14 protein-coding genes are annotated in these 15,219 nt (G+C 53.7%); 13 read left to right on the top strand and 1 reads right to left on the bottom strand.

The window, feature by feature from the left end:
- Positions 1-20: 20 nt before the first annotated feature.
- The 10 genes from HBA55_RS26495 to HBA55_RS26450 all read left to right on the top strand — a co-directional run bounded on the left by HBA55_RS26495 (position 21) and on the right by HBA55_RS26450 (position 9,963).
- The gene (locus tag HBA55_RS26495) at positions 21-2,378 is read left to right on the top strand and encodes a chemotaxis protein CheA (protein WP_166997689.1); all 2,358 of its coding nucleotides are present in this window, start codon (positions 21-23) and stop codon (positions 2,376-2,378) included.
- Between the two features lie 175 nt (positions 2,379-2,553).
- Positions 2,554-3,651 carry a protein-glutamate methylesterase/protein-glutamine glutaminase gene (locus tag HBA55_RS26490; RefSeq protein WP_166997687.1) on the top strand — a complete coding sequence of 366 codons (1,098 nt, stop codon included), beginning with the start codon at positions 2,554-2,556 and terminating at the stop codon, positions 3,649-3,651.
- Between the two features lie 3 nt (positions 3,652-3,654).
- Positions 3,655-4,395: a flagellar motor protein gene (locus HBA55_RS26485; protein WP_166997685.1), complete on the top strand. Its 741-nt coding sequence runs from the start codon at positions 3,655-3,657 to the stop codon at positions 4,393-4,395.
- Between the two features lie 15 nt (positions 4,396-4,410).
- The gene (gene motD, locus HBA55_RS26480) at positions 4,411-5,547 is read left to right on the top strand and encodes a flagellar motor protein MotD (protein ID WP_166997683.1); all 1,137 of its coding nucleotides are present in this window, start codon (positions 4,411-4,413) and stop codon (positions 5,545-5,547) included.
- 320 nt (positions 5,548-5,867) lie between these two features.
- Positions 5,868-6,677: a ParA family protein gene (locus tag HBA55_RS26475; protein ID WP_166997681.1), complete on the top strand. Its 810-nt coding sequence runs from the start codon at positions 5,868-5,870 to the stop codon at positions 6,675-6,677.
- The gene (locus tag HBA55_RS26470; RefSeq protein WP_338109464.1) at positions 6,674-7,813 is read left to right on the top strand and encodes a chemotaxis protein CheW; all 1,140 of its coding nucleotides are present in this window, start codon (positions 6,674-6,676) and stop codon (positions 7,811-7,813) included. Before HBA55_RS26475 ends, HBA55_RS26470 begins: the two co-directional genes overlap by 4 nt.
- A gap of 184 nt (positions 7,814-7,997) precedes the next feature.
- Complete coding sequence (locus HBA55_RS26465) at positions 7,998-8,483, top strand: chemotaxis protein CheW (RefSeq protein ID WP_166997679.1); 486 nt, start codon at positions 7,998-8,000, stop codon at positions 8,481-8,483.
- A gap of 45 nt (positions 8,484-8,528) precedes the next feature.
- Positions 8,529-9,011: a DUF2802 domain-containing protein gene (locus tag HBA55_RS26460; protein ID WP_166997677.1), complete on the top strand. Its 483-nt coding sequence runs from the start codon at positions 8,529-8,531 to the stop codon at positions 9,009-9,011.
- Positions 9,012-9,029: 18 nt separating this feature from the next.
- Positions 9,030-9,416 (top strand): hypothetical protein, encoded by a 387-nt coding sequence (locus HBA55_RS26455; RefSeq protein WP_166997675.1) that lies wholly within the window; start codon positions 9,030-9,032, stop codon positions 9,414-9,416.
- A gap of 106 nt (positions 9,417-9,522) precedes the next feature.
- Positions 9,523-9,963 carry a rhodanese-like domain-containing protein gene (locus tag HBA55_RS26450; RefSeq protein ID WP_166997673.1) on the top strand — a complete coding sequence of 147 codons (441 nt, stop codon included), beginning with the start codon at positions 9,523-9,525 and terminating at the stop codon, positions 9,961-9,963.
- Between the two features lie 61 nt (positions 9,964-10,024).
- Here HBA55_RS26450 and HBA55_RS26445 read toward each other — a convergent pair whose 3' ends face one another.
- A complete protein-coding gene (locus tag HBA55_RS26445; RefSeq protein ID WP_166997671.1) occupies positions 10,025-11,473 on the bottom strand; it encodes a coniferyl aldehyde dehydrogenase in 1,449 nt (482 codons plus the stop codon).
- A gap of 288 nt (positions 11,474-11,761) precedes the next feature.
- On the opposite strand from HBA55_RS26445, the gene HBA55_RS26440 reads away from it, so the two are divergent.
- The 3 genes from HBA55_RS26440 (at position 11,762) to HBA55_RS26430 (ending at position 14,812) form a co-directional block, all read left to right on the top strand.
- Positions 11,762-12,607 (top strand): AAA family ATPase, encoded by an 846-nt coding sequence (locus HBA55_RS26440; protein WP_166997669.1) that lies wholly within the window; start codon positions 11,762-11,764, stop codon positions 12,605-12,607.
- A 28-nt stretch (positions 12,608-12,635) separates the two neighbouring features.
- Positions 12,636-13,811: a vWA domain-containing protein gene (locus HBA55_RS26435; protein ID WP_166997667.1), complete on the top strand. Its 1,176-nt coding sequence runs from the start codon at positions 12,636-12,638 to the stop codon at positions 13,809-13,811.
- A 245-nt stretch (positions 13,812-14,056) separates the two neighbouring features.
- Positions 14,057-14,812 (top strand): hypothetical protein, encoded by a 756-nt coding sequence (locus HBA55_RS26430; protein ID WP_166997665.1) that lies wholly within the window; start codon positions 14,057-14,059, stop codon positions 14,810-14,812.
- Positions 14,813-15,219 lie beyond the last annotated feature (407 nt).

Genomic DNA, 15,219 nt, shown 5'->3' with positions numbered 1-15,219 from the left:
CAGTTCTGAAGGAGCGATGAATGGGTTTCGGTGATGACGAAGAAATTCTCCAGGATTTTCTGGTTGAAGCGGGAGAAATCCTTGAGCTTCTGTCCGAACAACTGGTGGATCTTGAGCAGCGTCCCGACGATACCGATCTGCTGAACGCCATCTTTCGCGGTTTTCACACGGTCAAGGGGGGCGCCGGTTTTCTGCAGCTGAATGCCATGGTGGAATGCTGCCATGTGACAGAAAATCTGTTTGATATTCTCCGTAACGGCAAGCGTACGGTGACTTCGGAATTAATGGACGTGGTGCTGCAGGCACTCGATACCGTTAATCACCAGTTTGAGCAGGTATCCCAGCGCACAGAGGTTGAGCACGCCTCCCCCGAACTGCTTGCCGCCCTGGAACGATTGGTTTCCTGTGAAGATCTGGCCGGTGGTGCAGTCGAAACCGTCGCTGAACCCGTGTTAGAGGTGCAGCAGGAAGAACTGGTTGCTGAAACCGAGGCGGCGCCTTCGACCCTGGGCGCGGGCGGCGGCGATGGTGATATTACGGATTCGGAATTCGAAGAACTGCTGAACGCGATCAGTGACGATACACCTGTTCAGCAGACACAAAGCGCGGTGCCTGCCGCTGTCGAAGCACCAGCCGGTGGCGACGATGACATCAGCGAAGATGAATTTGAAGCGCTGCTTGATCAGTTGCATGGTAAGGGCAAGGGGCCTGGAGTAGGCTCGTCGGCTTCCCCTCCGGGGGCCGAGCCCACTGCGGCCGCAACTGCCTCCGCACCAGCTGCTGCCAATGGTGGTGACGACATCAGCGAGGATGAATTCGAAGCGCTGTTGGACCAATTGCACGGTAAGGGCAAAGGGCCCGGTGCCGGTGCTCCTGCGGCCCAGACTCCAGAGCCTGCGCCTTCAGCTGCGGCCGGTGGTGGTGATGACGTCATCACCGAAGATGAATTTGAAGCGCTGCTGGACGAATTGCACGGCAAGGGCAAGGGCCCCGGCAAAGAAGCTGGCGCCGCTCCGGCAGCCGCCCCGCAACAGCCTGCCGCCAAACCACAACCCCCGGCAGAAACTCCAAAACCGGCAGCCCCCAAAGCGAAAGCTGCCAAGCCGGAGAAAACCGAGGCTCCTGCTCCTGCCCCAGGGCCTGACAGAGGCAAAAGCGCCGCACGGGGCGCTGGTCGCGACGGTGGGGCCCAGGCATCGGCACCTGCCGGCGAAACCACGGTTCGGGTAGACACCCAGAGGCTCGATGACATCATGAATATGGTGGGAGAGCTGGTGCTGGTGCGTAATCGCCTGGTGCGCCTGGGACTCAAGGCCAACGACGAAGTGTTGTCCAAGGCTGTGGCCAATCTGGATGTGGTGACGGCTGACCTGCAGACCTCGGTTATGAAGACCCGAATGCAGCCCATCAAAAAGGTATTTGGGCGATTTCCTCGGGTGGTTCGTGACCTGGCCAGAAATCTTAAAAAAGAGATCAACCTGGAACTGCAGGGTGAAGAGACCGATTTGGATAAAAACCTGGTCGAGGCTCTGGCGGATCCGCTGGTGCACTTGGTGCGCAACTCGGTGGATCACGGTATTGAACTGCCGGCCGACCGCGAGGCCAAAGGCAAACCCCGGATTGGCAAGGTAATCCTCGCTGCCGAGCAGGAAGGCGATCATATCCTGTTGTCGATCACGGACGATGGCGGTGGTATGGACCCTGATAAACTGCGTGGTATTGCAGTGGAAAAAGGTCTGATGGACGAAGATGCTGCGGCACGCCTGTCGGATACAGAGGCATTTTCCCTGATCTTTGCACCTGGTTTTTCCACTAAAAAGGAAATTTCCGACGTGTCCGGTCGGGGCGTGGGCATGGATGTGGTGAAAACCAAGATTACCCAGCTCAATGGCTCCATCGAAATCAACTCGGTGATGGGCGAGGGGACTCGTATTACCATTAAGGTACCCCTGACTCTGGCCATCATGCCAACACTGATGATTATGCTTGGCAAGCAGACCTTTGCACTGCCGCTGGTCAGCGTGAACGAGATATTCCATATGGATTTGACCCGTACCAATGTGGTCGACGGGCAGGAATGTGTTACCGTAAGGGAAAAAGCGGTGCCGATTTTCCATCTCAAGCGCTGGTTGGTGAATGGTGCCATGAACGATCCGCAACCCGACGCAGCCCACGTGGTTATCGTATCAGTGGGTACTCAGCGGGTAGGGTTCGTGGTTGACCAATTGATAGGCCAGGAGGAGGTGGTGATCAAGCCGCTGGGTAAAATGTTACATGGCACTCCCGGAATGGCCGGTGCGACGATCACCGGTGACGGTACCATCGCGCTGATTCTGGATGTGCCCAGCATGCTGAAGCGTTACGCCGGGCACGCCTGATTGTCTGCAAAAATGGAAGGCAAGAAGGCACCCCGGGCCAGGCATCTTCAGCAAGCCAATAAATTACATACGGGATGTTCATGCGACTGGGTTGTCATCAAATTCTTTGTTCTTCTTTTGAATCCAATGTTAATGGTGGGCGTGCCATAAAACTCGCAGCGAGAGGTGAGCGCTGATGGAGTTTAAAGTACTGATTGTTGATGATTCCAACTTCTTTCAGCACAGGCTCAAGGAAATGCTCAATGAGCATCCTGAGCTGAAAGTTGTCGGCATTGCCGCCAATGGCCGTGAAGCGGTGGAGAAAGCCGCCAGTCTCAAACCCGATCTCATTACCATGGACTACGAGATGCCGGTGATGGATGGGGTTACGGCAGTGCGTAAAATTATGGCTGAGCGGCCGGTGCCCATCCTGATGTTTTCATCGCTCACCTACGAAGGCGCGCGTACTACTCTGGATGCGTTGGAAGCGGGTGCGGTAGATTTTCTGCCAAAAAACTTTGCCGAGATCTCCAGCGATTCCGCGACACTCAAAAAGAAACTGCACAATCGCCTGCTGGCCATTGCTCGCCAGCGGCGGGCGCCGGCAACAGCAGCCGGTTCTATTCAATCCTCACCATCTTCAAAGTCCTCAGCGTTGCAACGCTCGGTGCCCACCAGACCCTCGAGTCCGGCGGCGCCAGCAAAACCGGAGCCACGCAGCCTGAAGGGCCAGGTTAAATTGCTCCTGATAGGAGCCTCCACAGGTGGTCCGGTAGCGCTCTCTGATGTGCTGACCAAACTGCCCGCGAACTTTCCACTGCCGATTGTTTTGATTCAGCATATGCCGGAAAACTTCACCAAGGCGTTTGCCGAACGCCTGAATCGGCAGTGCAAGATCAGTGTGCGCGAAGCCGTGGATGGAGATCAGCTGAGGCCCGGGCTGGCACTGCTCGCGCCAGGCGGCAAGCAACTGATGGTGGACAAGCGCGGCGCCGGTTGTGTGAGAGTGTTACCCGGTGATGAGCGAGTCAACTATAAGCCCTCCGTTGACATCACCTTTGGCTCCGCCGCCAACGCCTATGGCGGACAGAGCCTCGGAGTTATCCTGACTGGCATGGGGTCAGATGGCTGTGAAGGTGCGCGGTTGATCAAGCAAAAGGGCGGCGCCATTTGGAGCCAGGATGAAGCGAGCTGCGTCATCTACGGTATGCCGATGGCTGTTGCCCGTGCCCGTCTGACCGACCGGGTGCTGGGGCTCAAAGATATTGGCCCGGCGCTGGCCAAGGAACTATGAGGCATGGATATTCTCAGCCTGTTGGGTGTGATTCTCGGATTTGCCGCACTGATTGGTGGCAACTTTCTGGAAGGGGGGTCCATTCAATCCCTGTTGAACGCACCTGCGGCTATTATTGTCATTGGTGGAACGCTGGGGGCGGCCATGCTGCAAACCCCCTGGCTGCAAATGCGCCGTGCATTTGCGATCTTTCCCTGGGTATTTAATCCGCCGCGAAACCTGTTTCAGGATGGATTGGACAGAGTGGTTCGCTGGGCCATGGCAGCGCGCAAAGAAGGCCTGCTCGGTCTCGAAACAATGGCCGAAACAGAGGCTGACCATTTCGCACAAAAAGGCTTGCAGCTGCTGGTGGACGGCAGTGAGCCGGAATCCATCCGGCGGGTGCTTGAGACAGAGATGATCGTCAATGAGCAGCGCGATCTGGATGCCGCGAGGTTTTACGAATCCATGGGTGGCTACTCGCCGACGATTGGTATCATAGGCGCGGTGATGGGATTGATCCACGTGATGCGTAATCTCGCCGACCCCAATGAGTTGGGGCCCGGCATTGCCATTGCCTTTGTTGCCACTATCTACGGCGTTGCGTTTGCGAACCTGTTTTTGCTGCCTGTCGCCAACAAAATCAAAACCTGCATCCAGAGTCAGTCCCAATATCGTGAGTTGATCATCGAGGGCATTATTGCCATTGCCGAGGGTGAGAACCCCCGCAATATCGAAGTCAAACTCAACGGTTATCTGCCTTGACGGGAGGGTCGTTCCATGCCCAGACGGCGACCCGTAGAAGTTGATACGCACCACGAACGCTGGCTGGTGTCCTATTCAGATTTTATCACCTTGCTGTTTGCGTTTTTCGTGGTGATGTATTCAATTTCTCAGGTCAGTGAAAGCAAATATCGGGTGCTCTCCGAAACCCTGACTGAGGCCTTCAGCCAGACGTTGCCCAAATCACCGCTCTCCGCCCGTGATGAAACCCAGCCCGGAGAACCGGTGGCTTCTCTGGACCCCCTGCAGATCGGTAGCCCATCATTGTCGAGCCAGCCCTCGGAAATCTCCGGCGACGCCGGTGATGGTGCAAGGCCGACCGAAGACAGCCTGTCTGCCGGGGAAGGAGCTTTCGACAAAACAGCCGATTTACCCCAGTTGTCTGATCTCTTTGAAGACGAATTTGCCGACCTGATCGATGATGAGCTGGTACAGGTTCACAGTAACGAGCTTTGGCTTGAGGTTGAACTCAAGTCTTCCATTCTGTTCGCCACGGGGAATGCGCAGCCAACACTGCAGGCCCGGTCGATTTTTGCAGATGTGGCAGCGCTGCTGCGTGGCTATAACAACCCGGTGCAGATAGAAGGTTTCACAGACAATGTACCCATCAATAATGCGCGCTATCCAAGCAATTGGGAGTTGTCCGCTGCGAGAGCGGCATCTGTGGTCAAATTGTTGGCATCGTCGGGGATTCAGCCGCAAAGGCTGTCGGCGGTGGGTTATGGGGAGTATCAACCGGTAGAGGATAATGCCACAGCAGAGGGGCGTGCCGCCAACCGGCGTGTGGTACTGATGATTGCCAGAGACCGTCCCGAGCGCCCCAATGTCAATTCCGCTGATCAAATCGCCGGGGCCGTTGATCCTCCCCAACGTGAAGTGACCTCGCCGTTTCCCCAGCCGGGGCTAGATACCGATGCTATTGCCGAGAATCCGACGGCTGCCGCAGAGCCTGCCACGGCACCGGAGACAGAAGTCTCAGAACAGGATGAAGGCACGCAACCTGCGAATGCCGGGTCCACAGAGACAGCCTCTGAGCCCGCCACGGATGAGACTGGCGAAAGGACGATCAGGCCTGTTGAGAAAGCGGACGGAGGCTTGTTGTTTACCAGTGATCCCGATCTACCCAGAAATTGATGCGATCTATTTTCGAATAGAGTTATTGAAGGGACGGAAACTTTACAGAAGGGAGGCAGAACAGCGACAATAACCATTCAGGCATAAAGTTTGCCTGTATTCCCGTCAAATAGCTATAAGAGACGATATTTTGGCGGAATTCTATATGGTTATTGCCTTGTTTGTGGTGGTGACAGAATTTCGTTGGCGGTCGATCTTCGCTGCTTGACCATGGCCACTTGACCACCGCTTTGCAGCGTGTGATCTTGTAGCCTGGGACAGAATACCGACATCTCAACGGTTATATTAATCTTCTCATTGCAGTTCAAGGGGATAGAGGCTTGCTGGCCTGGACCATTGCGAATCAAAAAGGTGGTGTTGGCAAAACCACGACTACGGTTGCCTTGGGAGGCCTGTGCGCCGAGCAGGGGAGGCGTGTGCTGCTGCTTGATCTGGATCCGCATGGTTCCCTGAGCAGCTATTTTCGCTTTGATCCGGACACTGTTGAAAACAGTACCTTTACCCTGTTTCACGAGCGTCAATCGCTCACGCCTGAGTTGGCACGCAGTTGTGTGGTAAAAACAAAGTTTGACAATCTGGACCTGATTCCGGCTTCGTTGGCGCTGGCAACGCTGGAGCGACAGGCGATCAACCAGGACGGTATGGGTTTGGTCATCAGTCGTGCCGTGTCCATGTTGCGCGAAGACTATGACATTGCTCTGATTGATTGCCCACCGGTGCTGGGGGTTCTGATGATCAATGCGCTGGCCGCCTGCCAGCAACTGATCATTCCGGTGCAGACTGAGTTCCTGGCTCTCAAGGGCCTGGAGCGCATGACCCAGACTTTGCAAATGATGACTAAGTCCCGCAAGCAACCCTTGAGCTATACTATCGTGCCCACCATGTTTGATCGGCGTACACAGGCATCGATCAGCAGTCTGCGCTCGATTAGAAATGCCTACGGCGACAGAGTCTGGCCCGGCAAGGTACCTGTTGACACCAAGTTGCGAGACGCCAGTAAGGCGGGGGTTCCACCGCATTTGTTCCAGCCGGTGGGGCGCGCAGTTGATGCCTATCGCTCGTTACTGAAGTGGCAATTGAGCCGTGGTCTTGCCAATGTGAGGCGGGAAGCGGAGAGGGCAGCCTCGTGAGCGGCTCATCCAAAGACGTTCTTCAGGGCTATTTCGACGAATTATTGACAGGGTTCGATGCTGAGGAGGATACTCAAGGCTATCAACCCCCCAAAACACCTCAGCGCCGCCCCAATGCTGCGCCTCCGAGCTCGGCAGCCCCGACTCCACAACCCCAGCAAGAACCGGCAACCCCGATTCCTCCAGCGGACAATCCACCGCAGATTTCCGAGCTCAACAGTGCCAAGAACGTCGCTGAGCGGCTGGCCAAACAGAAACTGGCAAGATTATTGAAATCAGCACCACCGGAGCCCGCCGTTGAAGTGAAGGTTCAGCGCCCGGTGGTCGAAAAAACGCTGACGCATACTGAAATAGATGCCCGCACCAAAGCCCGGCTACTGGCGGAGACGAAGATTCGGGAAAAAACGGTGCGGAAGGCGCTCAAACCCAATCCCACGGAGGTTGTGGTTGAATCTCTGGCTCCGAAACCGGTGGTTTCGAAGCCCGCTGTGTCGGAAGCTCCTCTGGTTCCCGCACCCCAAGTCTCTGATCCCGCAGTTCCTGAACCGATAGTTCCTGAACCTTCGGTTTCTGAAACTATAGCCTCGGAGCCAGCAGTGGCCGAGAGTACTCAGCAGGATTCCGAAGATTCCCTGGCCTGGATGCCTAACGGGCGCCCGGTCTGGGCACAGGAACGCTTCGAGGTGCTGTTGTTCAGTGTGTCTGGTCTGACTCTGGCTGTGCCTCTGATTGCGCTCGGGCAGATTCAGCCGCTGACCGAAGACTTGACACCACTATTTGGGCAGGCTGACTGGTTTATGGGGCTGCAGCCCACCCCGGTCGGGAAAATCCGAACGGTCAATACCGCTAAATTTGTGATGCCGGAGCGATACGACGACGCTTTTCTGCAATCAGCCAAATATGTGGTATCGATTGATGGCCTGCCTTGGGGGTTGGCAGTGGACTCCGTGAACCAACCGATTTCTCTGCAGCCGGAAGACGTCAAATGGCGCAGCGAACGCAGTAAAAGACCTTGGTTGGCGGGAACGGTTAAGGAGCATATGTGCGCTCTGATTGATATTCCCACCATGGGTAAGTTGCTTCAACAGGCCGATGCGAATGCCCCGTCTGCTGCCAACAATAACAATACACACTGATTTACCCATCGATACTCAAATATTTAAACATTCAGTCGATAGACTGGCATAGAAGCTGCTGTTATCTATAGTAAACTGAAGCATGTGTCTGAATTCTGACGCCTCTGCGGCAGTGGCAGTGAGCTTGTACCACAGGATGACATTGATCGCGCCGCAAAACGCGACCCTACTGAGGAATAACCATATGGCAACCAGCTCAACGAAAAGCAAGACCAGCGAAGACCCAATGTTGCAATGGGTCACCTTCAAGCTGGCGGGGGAGACCTACGGCATCAATGTGATGCAAGTGCAGGAGGTGTTGCGTTATTCGGATATCGCCCCCGTGCCGGGCGCGCCTCATTACGTGTTGGGTATTATCAATCTGCGCGGAAACGTGGTTACCGTTATCGATACCCGTCATCGTTTTGGTTTGGAGCCAGGTGAGGTCACGGACAATACCCGGATTGTGATTATCGAAGCCGATACCCACGTGGTGGGTATTCTTGTCGATAGCGTCGCGGAAGTGGTTTACCTGCGTCAATCTGAAATGGAAACCGCGCCCAATGTCGGTAACGAAGAGAGTGCCAAGTTTATCCAGGGCGTGTGTCATAAGAATGATGAACTGCTTATTCTGGTAGAGCTGGACAAACTGCTTACCGACGAAGAGTGGGCGGAGCTGGAAAACGTTTAAGACTAATATTTATCCCTGCAATTACTGCTGGGTAAGAGGAGCTTGATGATGCTGTTGTCAGAAAACCTGTGGCTGGATATGGCGCTGGTAGCCGCAACGGTAGTGGGTTGGCTGGCGTTTGCTTTGGCACTGGTATGTGTGTTGAGACTGCGTAAACAGGCTCAGCTGACCCAGAAGCTGTTCCAGCGTCTTGAGCGAAACCTGCAAGTGACCAACAGCAGTGCCATTGGCATGGGTAAACGACTGATTGCCCTGGAGCAACAGGGTAATGCACAGGCTCCGGTATTGAGTAAGGATGCCATTGTAAAGACCGCTCCCAGTTTCGAAGATCGGCTGCACGAGGCGCAGGCACCAGCGGGTGAACAGCGACATTTGGTGCCTGGCAACCGCGACGATGGTCTGCGTGATGCCAACAGTTTGCTGCAGGCGGGAGTCAAACCGGAAGAAGTGGCGAGACGCTGCGGTATATCCAAGGCCGAGGCCTCGTTGCTGCAGTTGATGAATCACCAGTCTCCATCGGCGGCCTGACTCGACAGGGGCGCGATCATGGTCCGTAATATTGTCCTGATGACGTTATGTTTTACGCTGCTCAGTGCCTGTCAGGTGCTGGATATCAGTGAAAAGGTCAGTTATGAGGAAGGTGATCGTCCGCTGCCCCATACGCTGATCAATTCCATCAACAAGGGCCGAACCTCCAAGGCTTGGGTGATGCGACATCTGGGTGAACCGGATGAAAAGCGCCTGATCGGCGATAACATGCTCTTTACCTACCATTATCAGCAACAAGTAAAGTCCCGGGTTCGTCTGATTTTGCTGTTCCAGTATCGTCAGCAGCAGACGCGTCAGCGCAGCCTCTATATTGAGTTTAATGACGATTTGGTCAATAAAGTATGGCTCGACGTAGAGCTGGATGATGACGACGACGAAGACTGATCCGTTTCAATAAGCACCACTTCTCATCACTTTCTTAGACGAAAACACACTAAGCGGCAGATATCACTGACCTACACTTAAATAAAGTGTCGTCGGAGGTGTTGTTATGCCCTTCACTCTGTCTGAGGTAAAGCCCCTGTTGTTAGTGGTTTTACTGTCCCTTGCCTCACCCTTAATGGCTGATCAATCGCCATTGGCGATCAGTGGAGCTCATACCATCAATGTCTTTCAGGCTAAACATTTGTATGACAAAGGCGCGGTATTTATTGATGTGCGCAGCGACGAAGAGTGGGAAATTGGCCACATTGACGGGGCCATTCATCTGGATTTTCAGCGGGATTTCGCCAAGCTCTATGGCGCCAACGGCATCACCCGCGATACACCGTTGGTGATTTACTGCAACAGCAGTAACTGCCTGCGCAGTGCTTATGCCTCTGCCGTTAGTGTCTATTGGGGATTTCGCAATGTGTTTTACTTCCGCAGCGGTTATTTCTCCTGGATGCTGGAAGACTTCCCTGTCAACATGAGTTTGATTGCAAAGCTCTGAATGGTGCGTTTGTCATACGCCCACGGGGCCTGTGAGCCCCCGTGGGTGGTTTGTATGTGCCCTAGAGTTTGAATTTAATCATCATGTTGTACATCTTCTCAAAGGTTTTCCCGTAGGGGGGAGCCATTGCCAGTACGCCGCTGAACTTCGCCTGCTTGAAGATGGGGCGAAGTTTTGAAAACTCGATAAATCCTTCCTGGCCGTGATAATGGCCCATACCGCTGTTACCAACACCACCAAAGGGCATATCGTGCTGCGCAACGTGAAAAACACTGTCGTTAATGCACATGCCGCCAGACAGAGTGTTGTAAATCACCTTCTCCTGTAGCTTCGCATCATCGCTATACAGATAAAGCGCCAATGGGCGTTCATTGGCGTTAATGTAGCGAATAACGTCATCAATATTGTCATAAGCTTTAATCGGCAGCAGCGGGCCGAAAATTTCGTCCTGCATAATGACCATATCGTCGCTGGTATCCAGAACCACATGAGGGGGAATCTTACGGTTTTCTTCGTCGATCGGATCATTGCCCAGTAGATTCACCGGGCGGGCACCTTTGCTGCGGGCATCTTCCAGCGTGCTGCTCAAGCGGTTGAAGGCCTTCTGGTCGATAACGGAGGTGTAGTCTTTGCTGGAGGCCGACGGATATCGACCCTTAACCACCTTTTTAGCCGCTTCGACAAAAGCCTCAACCTTATCGCGAGGAACAAATACATAATCAGGGGCCACACAGGTCTGTCCGGCGTTGAGGAATTTACCGAACATCATGCGCTCGGCGGCGGTGTTGATATCGAAGTCTTCGCCGATGATGGTTGGAGATTTGCCACCCAGTTCCAAGGTGACAGGGGTCAGTGTTTTCGCGGCCGTCTCCATTACGGTCTTGGCGGTGCCGGGAGAACCGGTAAATACGAGATGATCCCATGGCTGATGGGTGAATTCGGTGGCAGACACACCGGGAATAACGGCCAGCACATCTTCATCAAAGGCATTGCTGATCAGCTGGTCCATCAGCCTGGCCAGGGTCTGGGAGTTGGCAGCCATCTTCACTATGCAGCGGTTACCCGCTGCCAGTGCACTGGTGCAAGGGCTCAGGGCCAGGAACAGTGGATAGTTCCAGGGGGTCACCACACCGATAACGCCCTTGGGCTGGGGAATCACAGTGTTCTTGGCGCCAAAGTAAGCCATGCTCACATGACGTTTCTGGGGCTTCATCCATTTCTTCAGGCGCTTTTTCGTGTAGTTGATGCCGCTGATTAATCCGAATATCTCCAGCATGCGGGTTTCCTGGCTGGAGCGATTACCGTAGTCCTCGCAGATGGCGTCAGCGATGGCATCCTGGTTGTTGGTCAGGAGTGCTTCAAGCTTTTCCAGCCTTTCCAGCCGCTGTTCCAAAGAAGGATATGGCGCCTCGCGGGAAGCCTGGCGCTGCTTGTCAAAAACTTGCTGGAATCGGCTGGGTGTGGAGGTATCAACGGACTCCAGCCGGGTGGCTTCTACGGCGCTGTTCATTCGGTTTCTCCTGTATCCAACAATGATGCTGTAAGAATTGCACGGGTGTACAAATTTAACCGAATTCGACTTTGATTGAAACTGGCAGGAGAGGCCAAAGAGGGGGATATTTGACCGTGCACGCCAATTTGGCCCCTAGCCCGCCGTTTTCGGTAAGAGACACTTATGGGTCAAATCAGCCGATTTGTTGTTAGTTTTGACTAAATCGACCCCTAAGTCGCGGTGTTTCGGGAATCCGTGTGACTGGCTGTGTTAGACTCGTCGCGTTCAAAATCGAGGAAGCAAGACATGAAGTTTGAAGGTACCGAGAATTATGTAGCCACGGATGACCTGCGCATGGCGGTGGATGCTGCCGTTACTCTGCAGCGTCCCTTGCTGGTCAAGGGAGAGCCTGGCACTGGTAAAACCATGCTGGCAGAAGAAGTGGCCGGTGCTTTGGGCAAACGGTTGATTCAGTGGCACATCAAGTCCACCACCAAGGCCCAGCAGGGACTCTATGAATACGACGCCGTTTCCCGCCTGCGTGACTCACAGCTGGGCAATGACAAAGTCCATGACATCGCCAATTACCTGAAGAAGGGCAAACTTTGGGAGGCCTTTGAGTCCGACGAGCAGGTGGTTCTGCTGATTGACGAAATCGACAAGGCGGACATCGAGTTTCCCAATGATCTGCTGGTTGAACTCGATAAGATGGAATTCTTCGTCTACGAGACAGGCGAGGTGATCAAAGCCAAGCATCGTCCGATCGTAATCATCACCAGTAACAACGAGAAAGAACTGCCGGATGCTTTCCTGCGGCGCTGCTTTTTCCACTATATCAGCTTCCCTGACCGAGAAGTCATGAAGCAGATCATTGATGTTCATTTTCCCAGCATCAAAGCGGACCTGGTTCGTGACGCGCTGGATATCTTCTTTGACGTTCGTCAGGTGCCTGGCCTGAAGAAAAAGCCTTCGACTTCCGAGCTGGTAGACTGGCTGAAGTTGCTGATGGCGGACGATATTCCCGATGAGGTTCTGCAAAGCGGCGACACCCGCCAGGCGATTCCACCTCTCTATGGTGCCTTGCTGAAAAACGAGCAGGACGTGCATCTGCTGGAGCGTCTGGCCTTTATGACCCGTCGCCAGAACGCGTAAGTCGGCAAATCTGACTGAGGAGTGACTGATGCTGGTCAATTTCTTTTATGGCCTGCGCAAAGCGGAAGTGCCGGTGTCGCTGAAAGAACTGCTGGTGTTGCTGGAGGCTATGGAAAAACAGCTGGCCTTCGGCAGTGTTGACGACTTCTATCTGTTGTCGCGAACCTGCCTGATCAAGGACGAAAAGTATTTCGATAAATTCGACAGGGCTTTTGGCGCCTATTTTAAGGGCCTTGAAAGCCTGGAAGGCATTGTCGAGGCGCTGATCCCGGATGAATGGACCCGGGCGGAGTTTATGAAGCACCTGAGCGACGAAGAGAAGGCCAAAATTGAATCCCTGGGTGGGCTGGAAAAGCTGATCGAGGAATTTAACAAGCGCCTAGAAGAGCAGAAAAAACGTCATCAGGGCGGCAACAAGTGGATCGGTACCGGCGGCACTTCACCGTTTGGTAACAGCGGTTATAACCCTGAGGGCATTCGTGTTGGTGGCGAAAGTCGCAATAAGTCTGCAGCAAAGGTTTGGGATAAACGCGAGTTCAAAAATCTGGCGGACGACGTTGAGCTGGGTACCCGCAATATCAAGGTGGCACTGCGCAAATTGCGTAAGTTTGCACGTACGGGGGCGGCCGAGGAGCTGGATCTGGACGATACCATTCGCTCGACCGCCAACAATGCCGGTTTTCTGGATATCAAGATGGTTCCGGAGCGCCACAATGCCGTGAAGGTGTTGCTGTTTTTTGATGTGGGCGGTTCAATGGATCCCTATGTGCGGGTCTGTGAGGAGCTGTTTTCGGCCTGCAAGACAGAATTCAAGCATATGGAGTACTTTTACTTCCATAACTTTGTCTACGAGTACTTGTGGAAGGACAATCGTCGGCGCAACACCGACACGACGGCCATGTTTGATGTACTGCATACCTACGCCAGTGACTATAAGGTGATTTTTGTGGGAGATGCCTCAATGGCACCCTATGAAATTACCAGTCAGTACGGATGTGTAGAGTACATGAATGAGGAGCCGGGACACGTGTGGATGAAACGGCTGACCGATACTTACCAGAAGGTGATCTGGCTCAATCCGACACCTGAAAAGTACTGGAACCACACCCAAACCATCGACATCACCCGCAAGCTGGTGGATGGTCATATGTACCCACTTACCCTGGAAGGTCTGGATCGCGGTATTCAGTTTCTGACCAAGTAATTCTCCCTTTGCCTCCATATGCCTCCCGTTCTGAGGGGGATGTGGAGGCGATTTGTCCCAAAAAACCGGAAAAATGATGATATAACCAGATTTTGGGCATTGCGTTTTTTCTATGTCATCATACTATTAGTTTTAAGGGACGACAGCCGATAGAATAAGCGGATATTAGCACTCGTCCGTTCGAGATAAACGCTCTTGAGAAGAGACAGACGCATTCACTTCACGACAGGCTGATCAGGCGCAATATGTTTACTTTAAAGATGATCATTGTTGCCCTTGTACCGATGGTTACGGTGCTGGCGGCTGTTGTGTTGGGATTGATGATCGACCGCAAGAAGATCAGTGGCATTTTGGCCAATTGGCGTCAGCGCTATGAAGTTGAGCGTACGCTTGCCCGGGAGTTGAAAGCCAAGCAGGCGAAGCTGAAGCAGGTTTATGCGAAGAAGCTTGATCATTTGCGGCAGAGTCAGGATCGTCGTTTTAAGGCGGGTGTGAGTGCTTTTATCGAGCACTGCCGGCATCAGGTGGATGAGCAATTGCAGCAGCGCTCAATGGATAAGAGTGTGGACCCTCATCATTTGTCTTCTTTGAAGCTCTATTCGACGTCTCTGGATGCGACTCTGGATACCTTTCAGGCCACGGGTCCTATGCATTATGAGGATTTGCTGGCGGGCATGCGGGAGCAGGTAATCGAGACGATCGCGGATTCTCAGCGTGGGCAGGAGGCTCTCGATATCGCAGACAGTTTTCAGAAGGCGTTTCAGTCTCAGGAGTCAGAGCGCAGGCAGCTGCGTGGTTTGATTGAACAGGTGTATCGAGATGGCAAGGTGGTTGTTCAGAGTGAGAAGGATGAGCTGGTACTGACTCTGGAAAAGCAGCTGCGGGACAGTATTCGCCAGCAGAAGGAAATGCTGCTTCAACTGCATCGGTTGGAGAGTGAGCTTAAGGAGAGCTATCAGGAAGAAGGGTGGCATTCATCTACCCCCAATATGATGGGCTGAGAAGTATAAATTGGCCTTGATTGTTCATTTTAGGCCAGTTGTTTGAGTAAGGGCTGACGGTCAGGAGAGTGTCAGGAGCTGACCTTCGGCGTGGCACAGTTTGTCTTCGTGTGTAGCAGCGCGCTCCGAGCGCGACCGGGTTGGCACCGTCTCTTTGCACCATAACCGGCCATTGGAATTAGGTGTTTTTCCCAGGTCTTTTCTTTGCGGATAGGACGAAAGGGGCTGGTGATTTTGTGCCACAACGGGCGGCTGGGTGTCCGTTGGAGGGGCACGCTACGGGACTGTTAAAAATTCTGTGTCATTCCTATAATCACGACCCAAAAGGAACGACACATGTCCAACGAGTTCGACTTTAACAAAGCACTGGAAGCCCTACAATCTGGTCAATCTTTGACCGGGAAAGA

This window comes from Pseudomaricurvus alkylphenolicus (assembly GCF_011683955.1).
GTDB classification, from domain to species: domain Bacteria; phylum Pseudomonadota; class Gammaproteobacteria; order Pseudomonadales; family Cellvibrionaceae; genus Pseudomaricurvus; species Pseudomaricurvus alkylphenolicus.
Note: the sequence above shows the minus strand (reverse complement) of the source record. Positions and strands in the feature narration are given on the sequence as shown.

Excerpts from the sequence above, each read along its gene's own strand:
- HBA55_RS26450 (WP_166997673.1), top strand. The coding sequence starts at position 9,523 with ATGCCCTTCACTCTGTCTGAGGTAAAGCCCCTGTTGTTAGTGGTTTTA.
- motD (WP_166997683.1), top strand. The coding sequence starts at position 4,411 with ATGCCCAGACGGCGACCCGTAGAAGTTGATACGCACCACGAACGCTGG.
- HBA55_RS26485 (WP_166997685.1), top strand. The coding sequence starts at position 3,655 with ATGGATATTCTCAGCCTGTTGGGTGTGATTCTCGGATTTGCCGCACTG.
- HBA55_RS26440 (WP_166997669.1), top strand. The coding sequence starts at position 11,762 with ATGAAGTTTGAAGGTACCGAGAATTATGTAGCCACGGATGACCTGCGC.
- HBA55_RS26435 (WP_166997667.1), top strand. The coding sequence starts at position 12,636 with ATGCTGGTCAATTTCTTTTATGGCCTGCGCAAAGCGGAAGTGCCGGTG.
- HBA55_RS26465 (WP_166997679.1), top strand. The coding sequence starts at position 7,998 with ATGGCAACCAGCTCAACGAAAAGCAAGACCAGCGAAGACCCAATGTTG.
- HBA55_RS26445 (WP_166997671.1), bottom strand. The coding sequence starts at position 11,473 with ATGAACAGCGCCGTAGAAGCCACCCGGCTGGAGTCCGTTGATACCTCC.
- HBA55_RS26495 (WP_166997689.1), top strand. The coding sequence starts at position 21 with ATGGGTTTCGGTGATGACGAAGAAATTCTCCAGGATTTTCTGGTTGAA.
- HBA55_RS26455 (WP_166997675.1), top strand. The coding sequence starts at position 9,030 with ATGGTCCGTAATATTGTCCTGATGACGTTATGTTTTACGCTGCTCAGT.
- HBA55_RS26430 (WP_166997665.1), top strand. The coding sequence starts at position 14,057 with ATGTTTACTTTAAAGATGATCATTGTTGCCCTTGTACCGATGGTTACG.
- HBA55_RS26460 (WP_166997677.1), top strand. The coding sequence starts at position 8,529 with ATGATGCTGTTGTCAGAAAACCTGTGGCTGGATATGGCGCTGGTAGCC.
- HBA55_RS26490 (WP_166997687.1), top strand. The coding sequence starts at position 2,554 with ATGGAGTTTAAAGTACTGATTGTTGATGATTCCAACTTCTTTCAGCAC.